This is a genomic window from Paraburkholderia sp. RL17-373-BIF-A (assembly GCF_046030175.1).
Lineage (GTDB): Bacteria > Pseudomonadota > Gammaproteobacteria > Burkholderiales > Burkholderiaceae > Paraburkholderia.
The window spans coordinates 83,037-106,680 of the sequence record NZ_JARESO010000026.1 but is presented as its reverse complement, the minus strand read 5'-3'; the positions used below and the strand labels follow the sequence as shown (position 1 = coordinate 106,680).

General features: G+C 61.1%; 22 protein-coding genes and 4 pseudogenes. 10 read left to right on the top strand and 16 right to left on the bottom strand.

What is annotated here, in order from left to right:
- Positions 1-25: 25 nt before the first annotated feature.
- The gene (locus P0D80_RS28540) at positions 26-598 is read right to left on the bottom strand and encodes a cupin domain-containing protein (protein WP_408179701.1); all 573 of its coding nucleotides are present in this window, start codon (positions 596-598) and stop codon (positions 26-28) included.
- Positions 599-1,209: 611 nt separating this feature from the next.
- On the opposite strand from P0D80_RS28540, the gene P0D80_RS28535 reads away from it, so the two are divergent.
- Together P0D80_RS28535 and P0D80_RS28530 are read left to right on the top strand one after the other, a co-directional pair.
- A complete protein-coding gene (locus tag P0D80_RS28535; RefSeq protein WP_408288443.1) occupies positions 1,210-2,160 on the top strand; it encodes an oxidoreductase in 951 nt (316 codons plus the stop codon).
- 310 nt (positions 2,161-2,470) lie between these two features.
- The gene (locus P0D80_RS28530; RefSeq protein WP_408288440.1) at positions 2,471-2,893 is read left to right on the top strand and encodes a hypothetical protein; all 423 of its coding nucleotides are present in this window, start codon (positions 2,471-2,473) and stop codon (positions 2,891-2,893) included.
- Between the two features lie 197 nt (positions 2,894-3,090).
- Here the strand turns inward: P0D80_RS28530 and P0D80_RS28525 are convergent, their stop codons facing one another.
- From P0D80_RS28525 to P0D80_RS28515, 3 genes are all read right to left on the bottom strand, one after another.
- Positions 3,091-4,026, bottom strand: coding sequence for an SMP-30/gluconolactonase/LRE family protein (locus P0D80_RS28525; protein ID WP_408288437.1), 936 nt, complete (start codon positions 4,024-4,026; stop codon positions 3,091-3,093).
- Positions 4,027-4,042: 16 nt separating this feature from the next.
- Positions 4,043-4,897 (bottom strand): SDR family NAD(P)-dependent oxidoreductase, encoded by an 855-nt coding sequence (locus tag P0D80_RS28520; protein ID WP_408288435.1) that lies wholly within the window; start codon positions 4,895-4,897, stop codon positions 4,043-4,045.
- 177 nt (positions 4,898-5,074) lie between these two features.
- Positions 5,075-5,989, bottom strand: a complete 915-nt coding sequence (locus P0D80_RS28515; protein ID WP_408288432.1) for a LysR family transcriptional regulator — start codon at positions 5,987-5,989, stop codon at positions 5,075-5,077.
- Between the two features lie 202 nt (positions 5,990-6,191).
- Here P0D80_RS28515 and P0D80_RS28510 point away from each other — a divergent pair, with 202 nt between their 5' ends.
- Together P0D80_RS28510 and P0D80_RS28505 are read left to right on the top strand one after the other, a co-directional pair.
- Positions 6,192-7,247, top strand: a complete 1,056-nt coding sequence (locus P0D80_RS28510) for an aldo/keto reductase (protein WP_132379862.1) — start codon at positions 6,192-6,194, stop codon at positions 7,245-7,247.
- Between the two features lie 22 nt (positions 7,248-7,269).
- Entirely contained in the window at positions 7,270-7,572 is a 303-nt protein-coding gene (locus tag P0D80_RS28505; RefSeq protein WP_408288430.1) for a hypothetical protein, read from the top strand.
- An 80-nt stretch (positions 7,573-7,652) separates the two neighbouring features.
- Here the strand turns inward: P0D80_RS28505 and P0D80_RS28500 are convergent, their stop codons facing one another.
- The 4 genes and pseudogenes from P0D80_RS28500 to P0D80_RS28485 all read right to left on the bottom strand — a co-directional run bounded on the left by P0D80_RS28500 (position 7,653) and on the right by P0D80_RS28485 (position 12,019).
- On the bottom strand, positions 7,653-9,194 hold the full coding sequence (locus P0D80_RS28500; RefSeq protein WP_408288427.1) for a UxaA family hydrolase: 1,542 nt from the start codon (positions 9,192-9,194) through the stop codon (positions 7,653-7,655).
- 20 nt (positions 9,195-9,214) lie between these two features.
- On the bottom strand, positions 9,215-9,346 hold the full coding sequence (locus P0D80_RS28495) for a hypothetical protein (RefSeq protein ID WP_408288424.1): 132 nt from the start codon (positions 9,344-9,346) through the stop codon (positions 9,215-9,217).
- Positions 9,347-9,388: 42 nt separating this feature from the next.
- Positions 9,389-10,728: pseudogene (locus P0D80_RS28490) on the bottom strand (MFS transporter).
- A 70-nt stretch (positions 10,729-10,798) separates the two neighbouring features.
- Positions 10,799-12,019: a fumarylacetoacetate hydrolase family protein gene (locus P0D80_RS28485; protein ID WP_408288421.1), complete on the bottom strand. Its 1,221-nt coding sequence runs from the start codon at positions 12,017-12,019 to the stop codon at positions 10,799-10,801.
- Positions 12,020-12,177: 158 nt separating this feature from the next.
- Here P0D80_RS28485 and P0D80_RS28480 point away from each other — a divergent pair, with 158 nt between their 5' ends.
- Positions 12,178-13,128, top strand: coding sequence for a LysR family transcriptional regulator (locus P0D80_RS28480; RefSeq protein WP_408288497.1), 951 nt, complete (start codon positions 12,178-12,180; stop codon positions 13,126-13,128).
- A gap of 74 nt (positions 13,129-13,202) precedes the next feature.
- On the opposite strand, the pseudogene P0D80_RS28475 reads toward P0D80_RS28480, so the two are convergent.
- Positions 13,203-13,397, bottom strand: a pseudogene (locus P0D80_RS28475) (BamA/TamA family outer membrane protein); the annotation flags it as partial.
- Between the two features lie 77 nt (positions 13,398-13,474).
- Here P0D80_RS28475 and P0D80_RS28470 point away from each other — a divergent pair.
- A pseudogene (locus P0D80_RS28470) lies at positions 13,475-14,122 on the top strand (IS6 family transposase); the annotation flags it as partial.
- Positions 14,123-14,367: 245 nt separating this feature from the next.
- Here P0D80_RS28470 and P0D80_RS28465 read toward each other — a convergent pair.
- Entirely contained in the window at positions 14,368-14,712 is a 345-nt protein-coding gene (locus P0D80_RS28465; protein WP_408179709.1) for a DoxX family protein, read from the bottom strand.
- A 2-nt stretch (positions 14,713-14,714) separates the two neighbouring features.
- Entirely contained in the window at positions 14,715-15,638 is a 924-nt protein-coding gene (locus P0D80_RS28460; protein ID WP_408288417.1) for an NAD-dependent epimerase/dehydratase family protein, read from the bottom strand.
- A gap of 130 nt (positions 15,639-15,768) precedes the next feature.
- On the opposite strand from P0D80_RS28460, the gene P0D80_RS28455 reads away from it, so the two are divergent.
- Complete coding sequence (locus P0D80_RS28455; RefSeq protein ID WP_132379712.1) at positions 15,769-16,374, top strand: TetR/AcrR family transcriptional regulator; 606 nt, start codon at positions 15,769-15,771, stop codon at positions 16,372-16,374.
- 616 nt (positions 16,375-16,990) lie between these two features.
- Positions 16,991-19,378, top strand: a complete 2,388-nt coding sequence (locus P0D80_RS28450; protein WP_408288494.1) for a phosphocholine-specific phospholipase C — start codon at positions 16,991-16,993, stop codon at positions 19,376-19,378.
- A 269-nt stretch (positions 19,379-19,647) separates the two neighbouring features.
- Here the strand turns inward: P0D80_RS28450 and P0D80_RS28445 are convergent, their stop codons facing one another.
- The gene (locus P0D80_RS28445) at positions 19,648-19,788 is read right to left on the bottom strand and encodes a diguanylate cyclase domain-containing protein (protein WP_408288413.1); all 141 of its coding nucleotides are present in this window, start codon (positions 19,786-19,788) and stop codon (positions 19,648-19,650) included.
- Between the two features lie 162 nt (positions 19,789-19,950).
- Between P0D80_RS28445 and P0D80_RS28440 the strand changes: the two are divergent.
- Together P0D80_RS28440 and P0D80_RS28435 are read left to right on the top strand one after the other, a co-directional pair.
- Positions 19,951-20,175: pseudogene (locus tag P0D80_RS28440) on the top strand (TIGR00366 family protein); the annotation flags it as partial.
- A gap of 28 nt (positions 20,176-20,203) precedes the next feature.
- Positions 20,204-20,896, top strand: coding sequence for a cytochrome b/b6 domain-containing protein (locus tag P0D80_RS28435; protein WP_408288410.1), 693 nt, complete (start codon positions 20,204-20,206; stop codon positions 20,894-20,896).
- A gap of 44 nt (positions 20,897-20,940) precedes the next feature.
- On the opposite strand, the gene P0D80_RS28430 is transcribed toward P0D80_RS28435, so the two are convergent.
- The 4 genes from P0D80_RS28430 to P0D80_RS28415 form a co-directional block, all read right to left on the bottom strand.
- Positions 20,941-21,402 (bottom strand): CHRD domain-containing protein, encoded by a 462-nt coding sequence (locus P0D80_RS28430; protein WP_408179713.1) that lies wholly within the window; start codon positions 21,400-21,402, stop codon positions 20,941-20,943.
- Between the two features lie 122 nt (positions 21,403-21,524).
- Positions 21,525-22,139, bottom strand: coding sequence for a hypothetical protein (locus P0D80_RS28425; protein ID WP_408179714.1), 615 nt, complete (start codon positions 22,137-22,139; stop codon positions 21,525-21,527).
- A gap of 48 nt (positions 22,140-22,187) precedes the next feature.
- Complete coding sequence (locus P0D80_RS28420; RefSeq protein WP_408179715.1) at positions 22,188-22,979, bottom strand: molybdopterin-dependent oxidoreductase; 792 nt, start codon at positions 22,977-22,979, stop codon at positions 22,188-22,190.
- A gap of 2 nt (positions 22,980-22,981) precedes the next feature.
- Complete coding sequence (locus P0D80_RS28415) at positions 22,982-23,575, bottom strand: cytochrome b/b6 domain-containing protein (RefSeq protein WP_408288403.1); 594 nt, start codon at positions 23,573-23,575, stop codon at positions 22,982-22,984.
- Between the last annotated feature and the right edge of the window lie 69 nt (positions 23,576-23,644).

Genomic DNA, 23,644 nt, shown 5'->3' with positions numbered 1-23,644 from the left:
TATAGCCACTGGTCTGGTCGGCGATCTAAAACAGTCTGGGTGTACCGGCCCAGACAACGACCGACTCGATGTGGGCGGTATTTACCCAGCTATGCGGCACCGTCGATTCGTAATGCGCGCTATCTCCCGCGCGCAATACAAATGTCTTGCCCTCCAGCGTCAGCGATACCTGGCCGGCGATCACGTACATGAACTCCTCGCCAGCATGCGTTGTCACTTCGGAGCGCTCTTGCCCGGGCGGCATCCTCACGAGAATGGCCTCAAGATGACGGCCTCCGGTCAGGTTCGTGAGTCTGGCAAACAGGTTCGCCGAATCCGCAAAGCCAAAAAACGTCAACTGCTCCGCGCGGCACACCGAACGTTCTTCACTGGGCGTGTCGAGGAAATACTGCACGGCCACTCCGAGTGATCTAGCGATACCCGCCAGCGATGTAAGGGAGGGGCTTGCCAGACCTCGTTCGACTTGCGACAGGAATGGCTTCGAAATGCCAGCCGCAGTGGCCGTATCATCGAGCGTGCGCTTTAGCCGCTGCCGCAGGCCGCGTATCTTGCTACCCAGCGCAAGAGGTGAATCGCTATTGTCAGTTTTAGTGAGCATGGCACGCCAGAATTAGCCGCTCTTGGCGGGTGTAACAACTTAACAGTGCTACCGATGCGCTCGGCAAGACGAGCGATGTCGCACCCTCGCATCTGTCGCGGGTGCCTGCAAGCGACGATGTCCGGGCGCTGACCGACTACATCAGCGGCGAACAACAACTCAACCGTGGGCCGCCCATGGAATAATGCGCCGCCCTCTCTCCAGCTGTTGCTCGGTCCTCGGAATGGCCAAGATCGTTTAGCCCACTGTAATCCGCTCGGCCTTTTTCATTTGAGTCGGTTCTTCAGCGGAGCCCCGCATCAGCTCAGTCAATCTGCGGCTATTCTGATCAATTGTTATTGTCAGGCTTGACGTTGCGTCGCACTTTGCAAAAATTTTTTGCGCCAAATCCTTGATTCAACTTCCGAGCGGCATGCTGTAGGAAAACGAAAGGTTGTTCACATCCAATCACATTGACCTCCACGTCTTCTCATGCGCGAACTGGAATCCCCCGAGCGCAGCACGCAACACGGATGATCAGCATCGCGGGGAACTGCCTACCCGATAGCGACACCCCAAGCTTACTAATGGTAGTCTCGAAGTCGACTACCATCATGCCGAGCCGGAGCAATATGAATAAACAGTGGACCGTGACAGATATTCCGCCGCAGATCGGCAAGCGAGTTCTCATCACCGGTGCGAACAGCGGTATTGGCTACCATGCTGCATTGACTCTGGCGCGCAAAGGCGCGCAAGTCATACTTGCGTGCCGCGATAAACAACGCGGAGAAGAGGCCTTAGCCCGTCTGAACGCCGCCGCACCCGACGCTCGTGCTGAACTGGCGATTCTCGATCTCGCATCCCTCGCGTCCGTAGCACAGTTCGCACAGAGGGAGCTCGCCGGGCAACACCCCATTCACATTCTGGTCAACAACGCTGGCGTCATGGCGCCACCGAAACGGCGCGAAACTGCCGACGGCTTCGAACTGCAGTTTGGCACCAACGTACTCGGCCATTTCGCGTTGACTGCGCTCCTTATGCCCGCTCTCGAACTAGCGGCAACTGGATCGCCTGAGCGACCACGCATCGTCACGATTGCTTCCATCGCGCACAAGCATGGTCAGATCGATTTCAACGACCTCCAATCCACAAAGACGTATTCGCCGATGCAGTCCTATCGGCAGTCAAAGCTCGCGGATCTGATGTTTGCGTTCGAGCTCGACCGGCGTTTGCGTGCTGCCAATTCCCGTGTTATGTCGGTTGCCGCTCACCCCGGCGTCGCAAACACCAATCTGTTTCGGGGCGGTGACCACTCCACGATTTCAAGAGCTGCCCGCGAGCTCCTTAGTCATTTCATCGGTGCCGCGCTGAACACCGATTACGCAGGCGCCCTGCCGACCCTTTACGCTGCTACTTCGCGTGACGTCAGTGACGGTGGCTACTATGGTCCACAAGGCTTTCTGGAAGCACGTGGAAGCAGGATCGGCGAGGCGAGTGTTGCCAGACAGGCAAAGGACACTTCGAACGCCGGCCGTTTGTGGCAGTTGTGCGAGGAGCTCACTCAGGTACGCTTGCGCCCATAGTGCGGGCCGGCCAAACCCTGAAGCGAGGATCAGGAACGGGCGCCTCACGCGGATGGTCGCGGATCGGGCGAACATCAACACGGGTTAGGCAGGTGCGCGGACCGATAACGGATAGACACGCTGCGGCAGCCCTGGTCGCGAGTTTTCGTGGCGCTGGTTACCCCGCCTATACCTCTGTATAGGTAAGTTACGCTAACGCGGCATCGGCATATCCCACCGTAGAGTAGATTCGTGCTCCGGTAAAACCTACTCTTCTCTCGTTCCGACAGGACCGGCGAGCGCGCAAGCTCGCGTGCGGCAGGAGAACCGAGTGACTCTCGAATTTTTAAGCCATCAAGCCATTTTCGACCAGGCGGTCCAGCATCTGTTCCAGCAGCGCGAAGCAGCGCTCCTGCCGCGCGGCGGCGGCGCATATCGCGGTTACTGCGGCGGCTGTCCAATCGGCAACTTCATCAAGCCACGCGACTACCTGACAGTGATGGAAGGGGTTCCCATTCACTATGTCAGCAAGAAAAAGCATGAAGTGCCCGCTTATATGGATGTGGGTGTCGCTGCGCTGAGAAGAGCGCTACTGCGTTCGAAGATCAACGTATACGACCCGCAGACGGTCAGCCTGCTGAGCTGCCTGCAAAACGTACATGACGTCTTCGGCGTCTGGGAATGGGGCGACAGGCTGCAATCGATCGCGCATCAATTCGGCCTTAACGCAGACCAACTGACGAACGCTGCGTAAGGACGGCCCGGGCTCGAGCACACGGCGTGCAGTGCCGCTATGATTGCGACTGCCGTTCCTTGCCAACCCGCTGGAGTACGTTATGCCGGGAGTTCAGCGAGCGCCAGCGCACTTCCTGAACCCGCATAATCCGCATCATGACCGACCGGTGTGTGGTGACGCCGCCGACCGGGCGCGGACGTAATCCACCGACGAGCTCAGGTTGCAACCGCCGCAGTCGTATCCACGTATAGCGCGTACAGTGACTGCCCGGCTGCCATGAACAGCCGGTTGTGCGCCGCGCCGCCGAAGCAGACGTTCGCGCAGCGTTCGGGCAGAGCAATGCGCCCAATCGCGTTGCCGTCCGGCGCGAATACCATCACACCGTTCAGTCCCGGTCCGGTGCCCCAACCGGCCCATAGGTTACCGTCCATGTCGCAACGGAAACCGTCTGGCGCGCCGTTCTCGCCCGCATCGACGAATACGCGTCCGCGCACGAGGCGCCGACCGTCCTCGACATCGTACACACGGATGCGCCGCGGCTTCGAGCCCGATTCGACGATGTAGAGGCGGCGTTCGTCGGGCGAGAAGCAGATGCCGTTCGGATTGACGATGTCGTCGGCGACCACCTCCGCCCGGCCGGTGGCCGGGTCGAGGCGGTAGACGTTGGTCGGCAGCTCCGGCTCACCTTTGACACCCTCGTAGTTGTTGGAGATGCCGAACGGCGGATCCGTGAACCAGATGCTGTCGTCGCTCTTCACGACCACATCGTTCGGCGAATTCAGCCGCTTGCCGTCGAAGCGGTCGAGCAACAAGGTCAGCGTGCCGTTGTACTCGGTGCGCGTCACGCGTCGGTTGCCGTGCTCGCAGGTGATGAGCCGCCCCTGGCGGTCCCGTGTATTGCCGTTCGCGTACCCCGAAGCCCTGCGAAATACCGACGTCGCGCCAGATTCCTCGTCCCACCGCATGATGCGGTTGTTCGGAATATCGCTCCACAGCAGGAAGCGGCCGTCGCCAAACCACACCGGTCCTTCGCCGAAGCGCATGCCAGTCGCAAGCCGCTCGACCGCCGCGTTCGTGATCCGGTATTTCAGGAAGCGCGGATCGAGCACTTCCACTGCGGGATCGGGATAGGTTTCACTTTGTTGCCACATAGTGCTGGCTCTTGAGTCAACGGGGCTGCTTGATGAACGCTTCGAATGCCGTAGCGTAGTCCGGATGCCAGCGCGACAACGCGGGCCGGTTCTCGACGATATCGCCTGCGGCCCATAGGATGCGCAGTTCATCGAGTGAACGCGGCACGTCGTTGTCGGGACACAGTATGTAGAAGTCGCCGGCGTCGAGACGCTCGAACATGAAATCGACGGTCTGCTCGGGCGTCCATGCGGCGGCGGGCTTTTCCACGCGGCCGTTGCGTGTCAGTTCCGTGAACACGAAGCCAGGAATCAGCAGATGAGCGCTAATCCGGCAGTCGGCGGTGTTGCGCAGTTCGTGCTGCAGCGCTTCGGTGAACGCTTTCAGACCGGCCTTCGCAACGTTGTAGGCGGGGTCGCCCGGCGGCGTCGTGATGCCTTGCTTCGAACCAGTGTTGATCACAAGTCCCGGACGACCGCGCTTGATCATGTCCGGCACGAAGACTTGCGTACCGTGGATCACGCCCCACAAGTTGACACCCAGCACGCGCGCCCAGTTCTCGGTCGGACCGAACATTGCGCTGCCGGGCTGAATGCCGGCATTGTTCATCAACACATCTGTTCCGCCGAAGCGTTCGACGACGGTTGCGTGCAGGCGGCGAACATCGTCGGCGACGCTGACGTCGGTCTCGACCGCAAAGACGTCTTGTGTGCCGCTTGGGGTCAGCGCGGCGATTTCCTCCACCGCCTGCGCGACGCGGTCGGCGCCGAGGTCGGCGATGCAGACGCGCAACCCAAGCTGCGCAAAGCGTTTGGCAGCAGCCAGGCCGATGCCGGCGGCGCCACCGGTGATCACGGCGACGGCGCCGGGGGTCAGGGCAGAATGAGTCATGAGAATCCTCGTTGATGCCGGAATCGCGGCGCCTACAAGCGACTTACGATCCCGATCCGTTGGAACAGTGAGTCGGCGATCCTAGCATGACCGTTTCTTTCGTGACCGGCCGGGCTCTCAATGACGAGCGATCCTAAGCATGTTGCGCTATTGCCGCGCGAAGCGGCGAGTCGAACGTCAGGCTATCATCGCGGGCAATTTGAGCAAGTCCAGGAAAGCACGGGCGACGGGTATGAGCGGTTCTCCCGCGCTCCCCTTAAAAACCGCCGCAAGTTCCCAGCAGGGTTCCTCGGTCTCACGCAGGCTCGCCATTGCAACCGGCGCGCCGCGCGTGTCGCTGCCCCTTGCTGCGGCGACGGATTCGGGCACCATGCTGATCGCAAGCCCCTGTGCGGCCAGTTCGAGCAACATCGGCATGTCGTTGACCTCGAAGCTGGTCCGGCGCTGCAGCCCTGCCGCCGCAAAGCTTCGATCGACGAGCCGCCGCACGCTCCACTCCGGGCGCAGGTCGGCGAATGTTTCGTCGACGAGATCGGCCAGCTCCAGCCCGCTGGCGCCCGCAAGCCGATGATACGTCGCGCAGACGACAACCATTCCTTCGCATGCGAACATGTGCGACCCGAGATCGTCGAGCGGCGTATCCGGCGGCTGCGTGAACGCGAGGTCGAGGCGCCCTTCCCTCACATCGTCGATCAACGCACGCGAGCCGTCGAGTGTCAATTCGATGTCGATCCCACCGAACGCGGCCCGAAACTGTCCTAGAGAAGCCGGCAGGTCGACGAAAGGCGCGAGACCGTGAATCGCACCGATACTCAGCCGCCCGCGTGCGAGCCCATGAACCTGCGTGACGGCGTGCCGCGCGTCGCGGGCGGCAGCCAGTACCCGCTGCGCCTCTGCGAACAGCACTTCGCCGGCAGGCGTCAAGGCGACTCGCCTCGTGCTGCGATTGAACAACGGTCCGCCCAGGTCTTCTTCCAGCGAGCGGATCGACGCAGACAATCCGGACTGCACAAGGTTGAGGCGCCGCGCCGCGCGCGTGAAATGTCGCTCTTCCGCGACCGCCACGAAATGTTCCAGTTGCTTCAAATCCACGTTGGCACTCTTTCTGCAGAGACGATTAATCACGGAAACCGCTTAATTGGATCACATCTTTCTATTGGAATGGTAATTCAATCTCCGTTATCGTCGAATGTCTGGACACGTGAAACGCCGCGCACGAAATGCGGGCGCAATGGGACTTAACGACCGCACGCCAGTTGCGAATCCTCACAGCATATAGGGAGATTGCTTCATCATGGACTACCGTCAACTTGGCCGTTCGGGCCTCAAGGTGTCGACCGTCACGCTGGGCACGATGACGATGGGCGGCAAAGGCAAATTCGCCAGCGTCGGCGAGGTCGGCCTCGACGATGCGCGCCGGCAGATCGACATGTGCATCGACGCGGGCGTCAACCTGATCGATACCGCGGATGTCTATTCGAACGGTGCGTCGGAGGAAATCGTCGGCCAGGCGCTCGGCGGCAAGCGCAAAGGCGGCGTGCTGATTGCGACGAAAGCCCGCTTTCCCATGGGTGACGGCCCGAACGACCGGGGTCTGTCGCGGCATCATTTGATAGAAGCCTGCGAGGCGAGCCTGCGCCGTCTCAAGACCGATGTAATCGACCTCTACCAGGTGCACGAATGGGACGGACTCACGCCACTCGAAGAAACGCTTGAAGCGCTCGACCTGCTTGTCCGGCATGGCAAGGTCCGGTATGTCGGCTGCTCGAACTACTCGGGCTGGCACCTGATGAAGGCGTTGCATGTGAGCGAACGCGATCGCCTGCCGCGCTTCGTGAGTCAGCAGATTCATTACACGCTCGAAGCACGCGAAGCGGAATACGAACTCGCGCCGATCGCACTCGATCAAGGCCTGGGCATTCTCGTCTGGAGCCCGCTCGCAGGCGGCCTGCTGTCGGGTAAGCACCGCCGCGACGCGACGCCCGAGGGCACGCGTCAGCTCGCCGGCTGGACGGAGCCGCCGATCCGCGACGCCGAACGACTGTGGTCGATCGTCGATACGCTTGTTGAAATCGCCGGCGAGCAGAATGTCTCGGCTGCGCAGGTCGCGCTCGCATGGACGCTCGGGCGCCCCGCCGTCACGTCGGTCATCATCGGCGGACGCAACGAGAAGCAGTTGCTCGACAACCTCGGCGCGGCCAACCTCAGACTGAGCGCCGAACAGCGCGAGCGGCTCGACAAGGTGAGCGCGCCGCCCCTGCTCTATCCGTACTGGCATCAGGTGCAGACCGCGCACGATCGTCTTTCAGTTGCGGACCTGTCGCTGTTGGAGCCCCATCTCAAGGCGTAGACGCGCATCCATTCCCCATCTCATGGCGATGGTCGGCATGCTGGCGGGAGGCTGCCTCAGTGACAGCCTCCTGAAAAAGGGTAAATCGGTAACGGTCGCGCGCAAGTTGCCGGTGATCGTCGGCCTCGTGTTGACCGCCACGATCGTTCGGCAATCTGTCCGGTATTACTACGCCCGTCGTTTTCGGCATGATCCTGCAGCGCACGCACAACTTCCACTATGCGATGTGATACATCTCGATCGTCGCCGTTCTGGGCATCCTTTCGTAAATCTTCCTCGTCGGCAAAATCGAAATGATCGTGCCGCCGAAGAAGCGGGCACCTAACGCGTACGGGGTTACGCAGTCGAGCTAGGCTCAAACAGGCTGGCTTACGCTAGCCGCGCCAAAGAAACGCAAACGCCGCCTTATGTGATGGCGCCAATCTGCCAGGGCACGAATTCATTCTGGCCGTATCCGTGAATCTCGCTTTTCGACGCCTGGCCCGACGCGGTCGCAAGCATGAGTTGGAAGATCTCCTCACCGAGTTCGTCGACCGTTCGTTCGCCGTCGAGGATCGACCCGCAATTCAGGTCGATGTCCTCTTCCTGGCGTTGCCACAAAGCGGTATTGGTTCCCAGTTTCAACGATGGCGACGGCGCGCAACCATAGGCGGAGCCGCGGCCGGTCGTAAAGCAGATCAGATTTGCCCCGCCCGCGACCTGCCCGGTCGCCGAAACCGGATCGTAGCCCGGTGTATCCATGAAAACGAGACCGTGCGCACGCACCAGTTCGGCGTACCGGTACACGTCGACGAGATTGCTCGTGCCGCCTTTCGCTACGGCGCCAAGCGACTTTTCGAGAATCGTTGTCAGCCCACCGGCCTTGTTCCCGGCCGATGGATTGTTGTTCAGATCGGCATTCATGCGCGCGCAGTATGCTTCCCACCAGTGAATCCGTTCGATGAGCTTTTCGCCGACTTCACGTGACACGGCCCGGCGCGTCAATAGATGTTCGGCGCCGTAGACCTCGGGGGTTTCGGAGAGAATCGCCGTTCCACCGTGCGAGACCAGGCGATCGACTGCCGCGCCGAGTGCCGGATTTGCGGTAATGCCGGAGTAGCCGTCTGAGCCGCCGCATTGCAAGCCGATTACGAGGTGCTTGGCATCCACGGGCTCGCGCCGTACCTTGTTCGCTTCCCCGAGCATCGCCTTGACCTGTTCGATGCCCGCCGCCACCGTGCGCGCCGTGCCACCGGTCGCCTGAATGGTCATCGTCTTCAGCGCCGCCCCGGACGTAAGACCCTGGCTTTGCATAAGCCCATCGATCTGATTGGTTTCGCAGCCCAACCCGACTATCAGCACGCCGGCGAAATTAGGATGCCGTGCATAACCACCGAGCGTGCGCCGGATCATTTCCAGCGCTTCGCCTTCGGAATCGATCGCGCAGCCCTGAGCGTGCGTCAGCGCGATCACGCCATCAACGTTTGGATAGTCCGCAAGCGCTTGCGGATGAATATCGCGACGAAAGTAATCTGCGATGGCGCGCGCCGCCGTTGCGGAGCAATTGACCGATGTCAGAATGCCGATGTAGTTACGCGTTGCGACACGTCCGTCGGCGCGTACGATGCCCATGAACCGTGCCGCCGCTGCGACCGTCGACGCCGGCTTCGCATCTGCGCCGAACGCGTAGTCCCGATCGAAATCGCCCATCGCAAGGTTGTGCGTATGGACGTGCTCCCCGGCTTCGATGGCACGTGTCGCAAAGCCGATGATCTGGCCGTAGCGCCGCACTGGCGCGCCCGTTTCGATAGCGTGGACGGCAAGCTTATGACCCGCCGGGATCAACCCACGTACGGCAAGACTACCGCGGATGCGCATGCCCGAGACAAGCTGGTGCCGCGCGATGATGACATCGTCATCTGGATGCAGTTGCACGATTGGCTCTATAGTTGCCGAAGGATCGGCCATTGTGTTCTCCGCGTCGAATATCATGACGTTGCCTCCTCGATCTGCGCTGCGCGCACGGCCTCGCCTGTTACGGCATCAAGGCCGGCGAGCGTATTGATCGATGCGCAAGCGCCGCATCGTCCGCCGATGTAATGATGTCCGAGAATGCTCATGTGAATTTCCGGTTAAATTATGTGCAGCGTATCTGCATGTGCCTAGCGAAGCGTCGCTTCGGCCGAGCCAATCGGCGCTTCGGCTACGCGGCGTGAATGCAAGCCGATGCTCATAAGCAGGAACACGCCGACGACGCCTGCAAACGCCAGGGTGAACATGCCTGCACGAGGGCTATGAAAGAGCGTCTCCACTGCCGTCTTTAATGTGGGCGCGATGAAGCCGCCGAGATTGCCGAGCGCGCCGATCATTGCAATACCGCTCGCGCTGCCGCGGTACCGCTCAGGTAGGCCGTCGGCAAGGTCCAGAAGAGCGGCTGGACGACTACGAAGCCGACCGTCGCGATACAGAATGCGACGAGCACGGGTCCAATGTGATTGCCGAGGGTCGACAGTGCTATTCCTGCCGCGGCCGCCGCCAGCATGGCGATGGCGAGTTGCCGGTGCTTCCCGCTCGCGTCCGCGTAGCCGGTGATGAAGCGCAGTGCGATGAGTGCGCACAACCAGGGAATGGCGGTCAGAAAGCCGACCTTCGAGCCGATGGCGGTACCGGTCAGCTCCGAAATCCGCGTCGGCAGATAGAAGATGACGCCATACACGCTAACCTGAATGGCGAAATAAATCGATACAAAGCGAAGCACGTTCCAGTTGCGCAGCGCGGTTAGCGCAGTAGCGGGCCCATGCGCGACCTTGTGCCGGTCTTCCGCTGCAATGGCGTTTTCCAGGGCGTCTTTTTCGGCCGACGTCAGCCACTTCGCGTGGCGCGGTTTGCTCACCAGATAGAAGAACGCGACGATGCCAACAGCCGACGCAGCGAGACCTTCGATGAGAAACATCCATTGCCAGTTGTGCAGACCCAGGCGGCCACCCATGACCTCCATCAGATAACCTGATAGCGGGCTGCCCAGCACGAGCGCCACTGGCAAGCCAAAGTAGTAGATGCCTAGCGCCTTGCCGCGTTCACGTGCGGGGAACCAGTATGTGGAATAGAGAATGACGCCGGGCGAAAAACCTGCTTCGGCCACGCCCAGAATGAAGCGCAGCGCATAGAACGAGGCCTCGTTGTGCGCAAACATCATGGCCGCCGACGCAAGCCCCCAAGTGACCATGATCCGGCTCAACCAGAGCTTCGCACCCACCCGATGCAGCATCAGATTGCTCGGGATCTCGAACACCGCATAGCCGATGAAAAAGATCCCCGCCCCGAGCGCAAACGCCGCGTTGCCGATGTTCGAATCGACTTGAAGGGCCTGTTTGACAAACCCGACGTTCGAACGGTCAAGCATCGATAGCGCGAACATCAGCGCGAGGAAGGGCGCAAGCCGCAGGCGCGCCTTGCGCACCGCGCTTTCCAACGGGTCTTGCGTAACGTGTTGAGTCTGCATCTCGTCTATCTCCTTGAGGAAGCCGGGTATGCCGGTCTGTTATGGGGGGTTAGAGCCGGGTCATACGTGATCAGAGAAAGGCTGTGCCCAGTAGTCCTCGTGCAGCAAGGTTCGCCATCAGCGCGCGCACGCCGAAGGTCCACGGCTCGATGCGGTCGCTGTGGCTGACCCGGTTGACCAGCGTGCCGAGCTGCCGGCTCGAGATCTTCACGATATCGCCCAGCTTGTGTGTGAAGCCCGCGCCAGCGGCGTCGCGGTCTTCGATTGGTGCAAAAAGTGTCCCGAGGAACAGCAGCGCGCCATCGGGGTATTGATGGGTCGAACTGATCGTCTGCGAAACGAGATCGAGCGGGTCGCGCGTGATCTGGTCCATCGAACTCGTGCCTCGCAAGACAAAACCGTCGCTGCCTTCAACGCGCAAATCGACTGTCGCCCGACGCACATCGTCGATCGAGAAAGTCTCGTCGAAAAGCCGCAGGAAAGGGCCAATCGCACACGAGCCATTGTTGTCCTTCGCCTTGCCAAGCAGCAGCGCGCTGCGTCCTTCGAAGTCGCGCAGATTGACGTCGTTGCCCAGCGTCGCGCCGAGCGCGCGGCCGCGGCTGTCGATCGACAGCACGATTTCCGGCTCCGGATTGTTCCAGACCGAATTCGGATGCAGCCCGATCTCCGTGCCTGTACCCAAAGCCGCCAGCACCGGCGCTTTTGTGAAGACTTCCGCGTCAGGGCCGATTCCGACTTCCAGGTATTGGGACCATAGTCCCTGCTCGATCAGCAGCACCTTCAATTCGCGCGCCTCGGCGGAGTCCGGTCGGATGCTGGTGAGACTATCGCCGACCAGAGACCTGATCTGCTCTCGCACGCGCACCGCGCCTTGCGGGTCGCCCTTTGCCTGCTCCTCGATCACTCGTTCAATCAGGCTCGCCGCAAAGGTCACCCCTGCTGCTTTGATGACCTGCAGATCGCAAGGCGCGAGCAGATGGACGCGCTCCGGATTGCGCGCGGTACCGCCCGTTGCATCGGCCGTATTGCCGATGATCGTCTCCAGCTCGCCGATCCAGCGGCCACTCGCGGCTCGCACCGTCGCGACCGGATCTTCCCGCTCCAGCAAGCTGCTGATGGTCGGTGCTGCGTCGGAAATGTCGAACACGCCGTCGGCGCGCAAGACGACTACGGCGGGACCTGCGGGCATTGAATTCGCGGCAGGAACCCAGGCGCGGCCGACAAGCGTGCCGGACAATCCGTCCGACGGCAGCGTGTCCGTTACGCTGAGTGAAAGCGGGGGTGTCATGTCTGTCTCCACTGAAGTTTGTCTGGCGCGCGCGGCTTGCCGCCAGTTCGCGCGTTGATTCGCCCAGCAGCAACTTTAGGCAGCCGACCGATAAACATCCAATCTCTTATTCAGTACAATCGATTCCATCCGGTTATGAGTTCGTGCGTGTTTACCCCATGTCCAGACAATTTGCGGTGCGTACGTCGAGCGTCCTGGCAAGGCTGCGCTTCAGACATCTTCAACTGCTCGATGCCCTCGGACGCACGCACAACTTGCGCATCGCAGCCGAACAGATGCTTATCACCCAGCCCGCGGCGACAAAAATCCTGAGTGACATCGAATCGATGTTCGGGGCCCAGTTGTTCGAACGGTTACCACGGGAGATGCGCCCAACCGATCTCGGCGTATTGTCCGTGCGCTATGCGACCACGGCGGTAGCCGATCTGGGCAGGTTCGTGAACGAGTTCAGCACCTTGAGCGATGGCGGCTACGGTCATCTCACCGTCGGCGCTATCTCGGCTTCGGCCGCTCAGGTGGTGACGACCGGCATCAGGGAGATTCGCCAGCAGCGGCCGCAACTGGTCATCAAACTGGTCGAGCAAAGCAGCGACCAACTGGCGATCTGGCTCGAAGAAAGGAAGCTGGACGTGATGGTCGGCCGTCTGACGGAGCCGCGCCATCAAGTACTGTTCGACTTCGAGGTGCTGTCCGGGGAACCGGTCTGGGTGGTCGTCGGACAGCATCATCCGTTGCTGCAGCGGCGGCGGCTGGAGTTGGCCGATCTTGGCGCGTGGCCATGGATTCTCTATCCGCAAGCAACGGCTATCAGGCAGCTGTTCGACGAAACGTTCGCCGGCGCGGGCATTCCTGCGCCGGTGGGCATGGTGGAAACGCCTTCAATCTTTTCGACACTGGAACTGTTGCAGGCAACCGACATGATTTCGCTGCAGCCACGTGCCGCTGTCGAAAAATATGTAAGCAAGGGTCTGCTCGGACACCTGCCCATTCCCATCACCCGGACCATGACGAGCTACGGTATCGTCACGCGCAAGCACGAGTTGCCGTCACAGCCCATGCAGGAATTCATCGCCATTCTACGTTCCGTGGCCGGACGTGTCGGCGATTGAGCGCTGCCAACGCGGGACGAATCGAGTGAGGCAACGTGACGATAGGGATCGGCGAGAGCGGTCCGACGATAGCCTTAGAACGATGTGCCTATCTGGAACTGGAATTTCTGATACTGATCGCCTGCGTGCTTGACGAGCGGAAAGCCGAGGCTCAACTTGAGCGGACCGATCGGCGAGATCCAGGCGAGCCCCAGCCCATAGCCGTAGCGCAATCCGTTCGCACCGATGCTACTGCCTTCGCTGCCCCATACATTGCCGCCGTCGAGGAAGGCAGCCGAGGCTCTGTTGCAAATAGGGTCGGCGAATCGGTTAGGGTTATCGGAGCAAAACGAACGGATGACCCGCGATGAGCAAGCTGAAGAGTCTGGAGGAGTTGTTCGGTGGACACCATTTCGATCGGGAGACCATCATTCTGTGCGTTCGCTGGTATCTGCGCTACATGCTCAGCCTACGCGATCTGGTCGAGATGGTGGCCGAACGAGGATTATCGCTGGCCCACACGACGATCCTGCGCTGGGTGAGACGTTATACGCCCGAGTTCGTCAAGCGCTGGAACCGCTTTGCTACGCCAGCCGGTCGCTCGTGGCGCGTCGACGAAACCTACATGAAGATTCGCGGCAAATGGGTTTACCTGTACCGGGCGGTGGATCGGGCTGGCCAGACGGTGGACTTCATGCTCAGGGCGAGGCGCGACATGGCCGCGGCCAAAGCCTTTTTCAGCAAGGCTATCAGGCATCAGGGCCAGTCGCCGGAGACCATCACGCCCGACGGGTACGCTGCCTCGCACCGCGCGGTGCGCGAGATGAAGGCCGATGGTCTGCTGCCTGAAGACACGAAGGTCCGGTCCTCAAAATATCTGAACAACGTGATTGAACCGGATCATCGCCACATCAAGTCCAGAACAAATGTGATGCTTGGATTCAAGCGGTTCAGGAGCGCCGCGACCACGATTGCCGGCATCGAATTGACGCATCGCATTCGCAAGGGCCAGTTCGATCTCACGGAGCTCGGCCTCAAGGAGGCCACTGCACCCACCGTATGGCATGCGGTTCTGTCCACTCGATTAGTTATCCTTCCCATAGGCAACTTCTCAACCTGCTTTCCTATTTGCACCAGAACGATCAAATCGAAGTTGCTCCAATGCCGCTATCCATGTGCGCAATTCAAGTACCTGCAGCACGGATTTGCCCGCGCGACCTGTTAGCGTCCGGGGCTCACTCGCCTGGTGGCGAGGAAGCCTCAACCGCGGAGCGCCACAGTAACCACAACGAGAGCCGAGAAGATCAGCGCCGGGGCGAGATGCCGGAACGGCTCCCGATTTCGTAGCAACGTGAAGAGCGCGCCAATCATGATCGCACCGGCCAGCGTTAGGCCTAAAACTCTGGTTTGTTGTCCAAGAAGAAGTGCCGCACTGAGCAACTCGAGCGCGCCACAGAGCAACTGAAACCAGGCCGGGTAACCCCAGCGTGCGAAGTCGCGCTTCACCGCGCCGCGTCGTGCGAGATTGACGACCCCAGCAACGGCGAACAGAACCGCTACGATCACCGCGAGAATCGATTCGAAAGATGCAGTGTTTAACGCCATGGTCATGCTCCGTTGCTTTGCTGAAAGTGCTTCTGTACAGAGAGGTCCGCAATCAGGCCGGGGCCGTGGGGTTCCCACGCAAGAACTCGCCGGGCATGCTGGCCGCTTACCGTCTGGTCGAGCGCCAGTGCGTCAGCAAATGGCCCAAGCGATTTGCGAGCATCGTCAAGCGGCCAAAATTCGATGCGGTCCGCACCGACCGAGGCCCGAATCGCTTCGCCCATTTCGGCAATGGCAACGGCATCTTCCGCGACCACGTTGAAGATCTGTCCCGCGACTCGACCGTCCCCGGTTGCCGCCCGCTCCACCGCGCTCAGGTAGGCCGTGGCGAGATCATCGACGTGAACAGCAGGCCAGTGGTTGCGACCATCGCCGACGAACCTCACACTGCCGGTCTGACGGACCATGCCGGCAAGCATGCCGAAGATGCCGCCGCCGTAGCCGTGCACCATCGCCGGCCTGAGGATCACTGCAGCAATCGAGCGGCGTGCTGCTAGCGCCAGCACCTGTTGCTCCACTGCGGGCCGCCAGGCGATGAGTGGTGTCGGATTCAGCGCCGATGCTTCAGTCGCGGGCTCCCCCTCTGTATTGCCGTAGACCCAGGTGCCCGACGTATAGACAAACGCCGCGCCCGAATGCAGATGCGAAAGGATCGCTACAGCCGCGGCCTCGTCAGCAGCAGCAGCGGAAGCATCGTTGGTCGACGCCATGTGCACCACGCCATCAGCGGCACCGGCAGTCGCAGCGAAAGACTGTGGCTCGCGCAAGTCGCCGCCATGCAGTTTCACGCCGAGACGTGTCAGCGCGCCGGCGGCCGCCGAACTGTCCTCGCGCACCAGCGCCGTCACCTGATGGCCGAGGCTGATTGCCCTGCGCGCGACCGCCTGCCCGATGAAGCCCGTACCACCTGTGACGAATAGTTCCATAGCGTTCTCCTCGATGATTGCCTGCGAAGTTGAAAAGCCATACAAACGAGACTCATCAGTCTCGTTTTGACAAATCTAAACGAGACTACCCAGTCTTGTCAACTACTCGGCGATCTGTTATTTATCTCGCATGGACACTTCTTCTATCCCCGGCCTGAGCCCGCTGCAAAGCCGCAAGCGGTCTGCAATCCTCGACGGCGCGAAAACCGTTTTCTTACGCGAGGGTTTCGGCCTGGCAACGATGGACGATGTCGCCGCGGCCGCTGGCGTCGGCAAACAGACGGTCTACCGCCACTTCAAGTCGAAGGAGGCGCTCTTCGTTGGTCTGGTGAGCTCGATGTGCGCTCAGGTGGGTGGACTTCTTGCCAGCGCTCGGGACGAGCAATCCGATGGATCACCCGAAGTCGAGTTGCGCGAGTTGGGATGGGTGTTGGCACGAAGCCTTATTACCCCGGATAATCTGCGGCTTTACCGGGCCATCGTTGCTGAGGCCGAGCGTCTTCCGGCACTCGGCCAGGTGTTTTTCGAAAATGGTGCAAAGGTCGTGCGTGCCTTCGCCGCCAATATTCTGCGAGAGCGATTTGACGAATCGACTGCTGCAATGCGGGCAGCGACATTCGTTCAGTTGGTGCTTGGCGACGCGTATCTGGAACTGTCAATTGGCTACACGGTGCCCGATGTCGAAGCACGCTTTGCGCTGCAGATTGACGAGGCGGTAGCGGCTGCACTTCGCTAAGGAGCGGCGCATAAGATGTCGAGCCGCTTCATGCGGAACGCAACAGCGTGTAGCGCGGGAAGCAAGACAGCGGGTGTCCGATTCCGAACCCAGTCGCGCACCGGTTTCCGTACGATCCAGGCGCGTTTCCAAAATTGTGAGTGTCGTTTTGTGGCCGGTCACTGCCTGCCGCCGATCGACGACACGCGACCCACTCCTGCCTGTCACACGCTCCGCTAGTCAAAGGCTGGTAACGGAGAAGGCCGGACATCGAAACCACATCGAACAACCTGTCGGAGCCTGCCCAAGGATACCGACACGCCGCCCATCGCCGTCCCTCGCCTACGAAAACTATTAGAGAACCGACACCATACCGTCATTGTTGCTCCCTATATTCGTCAGTCGCCCGATCCTGACAATTACCGAACGACAGGTTACGGGCGTGCAACAAGACATCCTTGAGCTTCCACGAGCGGGGTCTCGGCAGGCAGCCGTCCTAACGGGCGATATCGAGCATGGAGCGCGAACGATGCATGCGGTCGATCGTGACAAGCCATGCGGGTTCGCCGAGCGATCGGCTGCAGTGAACGCTATCGAAGGTTTCGACGATCAGCCAAACAAGAAGGAGCACCTGCACGTGAATTCCCGCCGCAAATTTCTCCAGAGTACCGCCACGGCCGGCCTGTCGGCTGCCGCGCTCAGCGTATTTCCACCCAGCATCCGTCGTGCGCTCGCGATTCCCGCGCATCATGAGAGCGGCACGATCAAGGACGTCAAGCACGTCGTGATCCTGATGATGGAAAACCGCGCGTTCGACCACTACTTCGGCACCTATAAGGGTGTGCGCGGATACGGCGATCGCTTCACGATTCCGCTACCGAACGGCCGCAACGTGTGGCAGCAGATCGATGCCAACGGCAACGTGGACCTGCCATACCATCTGGATGAGACCAAAGGCAATGCGCAGCGCGTGACCGGCACGCCGCATAGCTGGGTCGACACGCAGAACGCATGGGATGGCGGCCGCATGGCTGCATGGCCGGTGTCCAAGCAGGACCAGACAATGGGCTACTTCGACACGGCTGAAATCCCGTTCCAGCGAGCGCTGGCCGAAGCGTTCACCATCTGTGACGACTACCACTGCGCGTTCCTTGGCGGCACGCACCCGAATCGCATCATCCATTCCACCGGCACGAATGGTCCTGCGTATGGCAAAACCTTCGTGAACAACTTCAGCGGCGACTTTGACGTCACCACATCGGCGTCGGCCTACTTCGACTGGAAGACCACCGCCGAGCGCCTGGAAGAGGCCGGTGTGACCTGGAAGGTGTATCAGAACATCAAGAACACCTTCGGCTGCAACCCGCTGCTCGGCTTCAGGCAGTACCGCCGGGCCAACGAGGCGCTGCCGTCGGCGCGTCAGGTCAGCACGTCGCTGAGCCAGGCCGCCGAGCCGGTCTACAACCCGACCGATGCCGTGGCCCAGCCGCTGATCAAGGGCTACGCGAACACACTGCCGACCACGGACACCGACCCGAACACCAACGGCACCTTCGTCGAGGCTTTCGCCGATGATGTGAGAAACGGCCGTCTGCCGGAAGTCTCGTGGGTCGTTCCGACCGACGTCTACTCCGAGCACCCGGGGCCTTCGAGCCCGGTGCAGGGCGCGTGGTTCGTGCAGCAATTTCTCGATGCGTTGACCGCCGTGCCCGAGGTATGGAGCAAGACCGTCCTGCTCGTCAACTTTGACGAGAACGACGGCTTCTTCGACCACGTGCCCCCGGCCGCTGTCCCGTCGCCGAACGGTGACGGCACCTACGCCGGAAAGACCACGCTGGGCAGCGCCGACCTGGGCGTCGAATACTTCACACATCCGTACGTGACCCGCGCCGACACGGGCGCGACGCCTAACAGCCAGCCGAGCGGGCCGGACGGCAAGCCGTACGGCCCGGGTCCGCGCGTGCCGCTGTGGGTGATTTCGCCGTGGAGCCGCGGCGGCTGGGTCAATTCGCAGACGTTCGATCACACTTCGGTGCTGCGCTTCCTCGAAGCCCGCTTCGGCATCAAGGAAAGCAACATCTCGACGTACCGCCGGCTGATCAACGGCGACCTGACTTCGGCCTTCAACTTCGCGACGCCGAACAACGAGCCGCTGCCGACCATCGCGGGCGAGAAGAGCAAGGCCGACGCCGATGCGTTGCGCGCCACGCAGCAGGCGCTGGGCCAGATCGTGCCGGACGCCAGCCGCGGTATGCCGAAGCAGGCTAACGGCTTCCGCCCGTCGCGTGCGCTGCCGTACGAACTGCATGCCAGCGCTCATGTGGACGCGAGCACCGGTACCGTAAAACTGCTGTTCGCCAATACCGGTCGCCAAGGTGCTGTGTTCCACGTCTATGACAAGTTGCACCTGGACCGCCTGCCGAAGCGTTACGCAGTCGAGCCGGGCAAGACGCTGGACGACGTGTGGGCGCCGGGCTCCACGGACCTCGGCAAGTACGACCTGTGGGTACTCGGCCCGAACGGCTACCATCGCGAATTCAAGGGCGACCTCACCGCGCTGAAGGGGCACAGAACCGCCAATCTGGAAGTTCGTGTGGGTTACGGCTCCCTAACCGGCAACCTGCACCTGCAACTGCGCAACGAAGGTGCCGGTCTCGCACAGTTCACAGTGAAGTCCAACAAGGTCTACGGTGCGCTGCAGGCTTTCCCAGGTCTGCCGAGTCCGGTTTTTGGCCAAGGTCCTTTGGGCTTCGCTGGTTTCCCGGTGCCGGGCTTCGGCGCATGGCCGGAGCCTGCCCCGTTCTCCCGGAATGATCGCCTCGACCCAGGTCACACCTGGGCGGTAAGCACCAACGGCGCGTTCCCGGTCGCGCTCTTCTGGAACCTCGCCCAGACCGGCTTCTGGTATGACTTCGAGATCACCAGCAGCACAGACCGCAGCTTCTTGCGTCGCATCGCCGGGCGTATCGAAACCGGCCGTCACTCGGTGACCGACCCTGCGATGGGGATGATCGACAGCTTCTGATCGAAGACGAGAGGCACCGGGCATTAGCTCAGTGCCTCTCGTGCAATGAAGGTCTTCCAGTGCATCGGACTACGGCTACCGCTCCTCGCCCGAACGGTTTCGATCAGGCGCTCCCGCACCTTCCATGTCTGGGACAATTCGCGTCACAAATTGGGCACACGACCGTCAGATGTAAAGCGGAGTCGAGCATTTTTCGTTGGATTGATACTGCGGACACGGTTGCAGTAGCCGCCCCGCTGCGACGCTTCCCGTCCTCACCGGACTTGTCTTCAAGACATCGCTACAGCCTCGAACGAAATCCGGTCTCGTCCACTTTGCTTCGCTCGGTAGAGCGCCGCATCTGCCCGAGCCAAGGTATCGGACAGCGTTTCCCCGTCGTGCACAATTGCCATGCCAAAGCTCGCGGTCACGCGATGCAAGTCGTGCACGCCCCCTACCGCGCCTGGCACCAAGCTGGCGATCAGCGCGATGCGCCCCAATTGGCGCCCTTCGACCGAGCGGGAATTCAACGGCCGCTTGCGAAGTACATCGGTCGTTTCGCCACCCACAACGGATGCGCGGTTGGACGAGCTGGTAGATTCGTAATCGCGATACCAGCCGCGTGCGCGCTGCACGCGGACTTGGGCAAGGCGGCGATGGCAATCGCTTTCGGCGAGACTCGGACCATTAAGGTGCAACCGTTCTGGGCGCTGCCGGCGCTCGCGATTGAGAAGCCTGCCGTACGGGATATCATGGACTATTGCGTCACCGCGTTGCTATTTTCCGGAGTGGTGTTCACCCCGGGCCTGTATCTCTTCCAATCGCTTGCGGACGGAGGCGCAACACATGGATACTCACGAACTTGTCACTCGGCAGACACAGCCTGCCCGCCGCCCGGTGCTGGTCTGGGACGCGCCAGTGCGACTGTTTCACTGGCTGGTGGTCGTGCTGGTCACGGCGGCCTATGTCACCTTGAAACTAAACTGGATCGACTGGCACGTCCGGGTCGGCGAGACGCTGCTCGCGTTGGTCATTTCCCGGCTGCTGTGGGGCTGCTTTGGCAGTGAGACCGCGCGCTTTCGCAGTTTCGTGGCGTCGCCCGCGGCTGCACTTCGTCATTTACACCACCTGTTTCGCCGCGAGCCGGATGTGCAGGTGGGCCACAATGCGGCCGGCGGCTGGATGGTCCTGCTGCTGCTCACATTGCTGCTGGTCGAGACGCTGAGCGGGCTCTATGTCAACAACGACATCGCCGACGAAGGGCCGTTGAGCGAAGTCGTGCCCGCGTGGCTCGCCAACGCGATCTCGACGCTGCACGGGCTTGTTTGGGACGTGCTGCTCGCCGCGGTGGCGCTGCACGTGCTCGTGATCGCTCTCTACGCGGTAGCGAAGGGACACAACCTGCTGCGCCCGATGCTAACGGGATACAAACTGTTGCCCTCGTCGATCGATGCGCCGCGGCAGACGCCAGCGCTGCTGGCGCTGCTGCCGCTCGGCGTCGGCGCTGCCGTGGTGATGCTGCTCGCGGCTTATCTCTGAGCTCGCCGGGAACCTGATCTCAGGATGCCGCTTCAGTGGTCGCGTCAGTTGCTCTTCGGCGGCACCACCTGGCCGCGGATCTCGCCGTTCGGATTGGTTTTGGTGTGAACGTTGATGTACATGTCACCGGCTTCGAACATCTTGGCATCGTCCGGGGATAGCGTGGCCTGACCGCTGATCGGGCTCGTCATCTCCATGTTGCCTTTCTGGGAGAGCCAGACCTTCACGCCAGCGTTTTTGCCGGCCGGGGCGGGCCCGTGGAAATGTGCCATGGTGGCCTGACTCGACAATCCGCCGAAGCTGATGTTCCAGGTTACGACCCGCGTGCCTGAGTCGTACGTGAGGTTGGCGGTGCCGCTGCCCGGAGTCTGCACCGGCGGAACCTGTTGAGCGCCCGTCAACGGCACTTCAAATGCGACCGGCGCCGCTTGCGCCAAGGTCAGCGTACCTGCCAAGGCCAGGCCACCCAATACCATGAAAGCGCACTGCGAGATGGATCGTGACATTTTGTTTTCTCCTTTAGGAACCAGCGAACGCGCGATGCTGCGGATAGTATAAATCGACCCGCTGCGGAGGTTGAACCACGTGCTACCGCAGCGGGCAGGTCATTCGTCCGACCGACGATCGACTACATCGGCGGAGCGACTCCATCCTTTTCGACCACCACGCGCTGCGCGACAAATGCACCCTGCGACGCGGCCGTCGCGACCACAAACACCTTCTTGCCCGCGGTCAGGTCGGTGCGTGCGGCCGGCGTGAAAGTCACGATGGGTACGTTAGGCGGTACGGTTACCTCATTGTTCCCGCCTTTGTACGACAGCTTCAGATTCCGGCCGCTGGTACCCTGAACCACCGTGTCGACGTTCGCATTCGTCATCGTGCTGTTCGGACCGAGGTCCCATGCGTAGTGACCTTCACCCGAGCCGCGCGCGGATTCGGGGAAGACGACCACTTCGGTGGCCGTCAACTTTCCGTCGGTGCCCGTCGTTGCGGCCGTGCCGACGAAGGAGCCCGGCTTGATGTCCGAAAGCTGCATCGCCTTGACCGCCGATACGGTAACGGTCGGTTTGAGCTCGATCGACACAGTGTCGCCGCTACGACGATGCACCTTCAGGACGTCGCCGTCGAGCGAGACAATATCGCCGCGGATGCGCGACGGTTTGGCGGCGGGCGTCTGAGCGAGCGCGACACTGGCAAAAGCCAGCGTGGCGAGGGTGACGCCAAGTTTCAAGCGGATAGACATGGATGCTCCATAAAGGACTGTTGAGTTTCGAGAGTGGACTAGTGCACATCAGGAACCGCCGAACCAGTTATAGCCCTGGTTCTCCCAGTAACCACCGGGATATTCGTTCGTCACACTGATTGCGACGATATGCTTCGGATTCTTGTAGCCGAGCTTGGTCGGCATACGCAGCTTCATCGGGAAGCCGTATTTCGGCGGCAGCACCTCGCCGTCGTATGTGAGTGTGAGCAGCGTCTGAACATGCAACGCAGTTGGCATGTCGATGCTGGTCCAGTAGTTGTCCGCACAGTGCAGTGACACGTACTTCGCCGTGATGTCCGCGCCCGAGTGCTTCAGGAAACTGGAGAAGCGCACGCCGCCCCATCGCCCGATCGCACTCCATCCTTCAATGCAGATATGGCGCGTGATCTGGCTTTCCTGCGGCATTGCGCGCAGCTCGTCGAGCGTCCAGACGCGTTTGCCAGTCGCGAGGCCACCCACCTGTAGCCGGTAGGTAGCGGCGTCGACTTCGGGCACATCGTCGATATCGTAGAACGCGTTGAACGGAAACGGCCGAGTGATCATCGACTCCGGATAGGTCGGGGCCATCTCGTTCGGATTGAACAACAGGGCTTGCACCTCGTCGTTGAAGAACGACATTCTGCGCAGCATGGTGTTCACCGACTTGTCATTGGTCAGATCGCAGCCCGACAGCAAAGCTAAGCCGCCGAGCGTGAGAACTCGCTTGCCAAGCAGCCGGCGGGCCGGATTTTTCAGCTCGTTGCGCGCATCCTTGATGATGGATTCAGCGTGAGACCGAAGAAACGTATCAGGCTCCACAGCCTTTTTTCGAAAAGTCATGGTCACCGTCCGCGAATCATCAGAAGCAGCGAGCGCGGCACCAGCGCAACCATGACGACATGCACGACGAAGAACGCAACCAGCACGCTCATGGCAACGAAATGCACGACACGCGCGTTGTCGTACCCGCCCATCAGCGTGCGCAGCAGCGGGAACTGCACCGACTTCCATATCGCCAGCCCCGACAGGATCACGAGCGCGATATCGACGATGACGACCAGATAGGCGAATTTCTGTACCGCGTTGTAGCGTGTGAGGTCCTCATGCGCGAGCGTGCCGCGCAGTGCGGCGACGAGATCGGTTGCAAGCGACTTGAAGCTGACCGGCAGCAGTTTCCGGCGCAGACGTCCCGAAGCGATATTCAGCCCGACGTAGATGAGGAAATTCGCGACCAGCATCCACATGATCGCGAAATGCCATTGCAAGGCCCCGCCGAGCCAGCCGCCCAATGTGATGGTGGAAGGAAACTGTAAAGCTGGAAAGATCGGCGAGGCGTCATAGATCTGCCAGCCGCTTGTCACCATCAATACGACAGCGAGCGCATTAATCCAGTGTGTGATGCGGACCCAGGCAGGTTGAATCGTTGTGTGAATCAAGGCGATCTCGTGATTGATGAGGTAGCACACGGTCGGCACTGCTGGCCGGCCGCGACCAGGATGCGTCGC

What these genes read in the sequence shown, in the direction of transcription:
- P0D80_RS28425 (WP_408179714.1), bottom strand. Translation starts at nt 22,139, where the DNA reads ATGTCTATCCGCTTGAAACTTGGCGTCACCCTCGCCACGCTGGCTTTT.
- P0D80_RS28495 (WP_408288424.1), bottom strand. Translation starts at nt 9,346, where the DNA reads ATGAGCATTCTCGGACATCATTACATCGGCGGACGATGCGGCGCTTGC.
- P0D80_RS28520 (WP_408288435.1), bottom strand. Translation starts at nt 4,897, where the DNA reads ATGACTCATTCTGCCCTGACCCCCGGCGCCGTCGCCGTGATCACCGGT.
- P0D80_RS28500 (WP_408288427.1), bottom strand. Translation starts at nt 9,194, where the DNA reads ATGGCCGATCCTTCGGCAACTATAGAGCCAATCGTGCAACTGCATCCA.
- P0D80_RS28540 (WP_408179701.1), bottom strand. Translation starts at nt 598, where the DNA reads ATGCTCACTAAAACTGACAATAGCGATTCACCTCTTGCGCTGGGTAGC.
- P0D80_RS28465 (WP_408179709.1), bottom strand. Translation starts at nt 14,712, where the DNA reads ATGGCGTTAAACACTGCATCTTTCGAATCGATTCTCGCGGTGATCGTA.
- P0D80_RS28480 (WP_408288497.1), top strand. Translation starts at nt 12,178, where the DNA reads ATGTCCAGACAATTTGCGGTGCGTACGTCGAGCGTCCTGGCAAGGCTG.
- P0D80_RS28485 (WP_408288421.1), bottom strand. Translation starts at nt 12,019, where the DNA reads ATGACACCCCCGCTTTCACTCAGCGTAACGGACACGCTGCCGTCGGAC.
- P0D80_RS28435 (WP_408288410.1), top strand. Translation starts at nt 20,204, where the DNA reads ATGGATACTCACGAACTTGTCACTCGGCAGACACAGCCTGCCCGCCGC.
- P0D80_RS28460 (WP_408288417.1), bottom strand. Translation starts at nt 15,638, where the DNA reads ATGGAACTATTCGTCACAGGTGGTACGGGCTTCATCGGGCAGGCGGTC.
- P0D80_RS28505 (WP_408288430.1), top strand. Translation starts at nt 7,270, where the DNA reads ATGGCGATGGTCGGCATGCTGGCGGGAGGCTGCCTCAGTGACAGCCTC.
- P0D80_RS28420 (WP_408179715.1), bottom strand. Translation starts at nt 22,979, where the DNA reads ATGACTTTTCGAAAAAAGGCTGTGGAGCCTGATACGTTTCTTCGGTCT.
- P0D80_RS28535 (WP_408288443.1), top strand. Translation starts at nt 1,210, where the DNA reads ATGAATAAACAGTGGACCGTGACAGATATTCCGCCGCAGATCGGCAAG.
- P0D80_RS28430 (WP_408179713.1), bottom strand. Translation starts at nt 21,402, where the DNA reads ATGTCACGATCCATCTCGCAGTGCGCTTTCATGGTATTGGGTGGCCTG.
- P0D80_RS28510 (WP_132379862.1), top strand. Translation starts at nt 6,192, where the DNA reads ATGGACTACCGTCAACTTGGCCGTTCGGGCCTCAAGGTGTCGACCGTC.
- P0D80_RS28455 (WP_132379712.1), top strand. Translation starts at nt 15,769, where the DNA reads ATGGACACTTCTTCTATCCCCGGCCTGAGCCCGCTGCAAAGCCGCAAG.
- P0D80_RS28525 (WP_408288437.1), bottom strand. Translation starts at nt 4,026, where the DNA reads ATGTGGCAACAAAGTGAAACCTATCCCGATCCCGCAGTGGAAGTGCTC.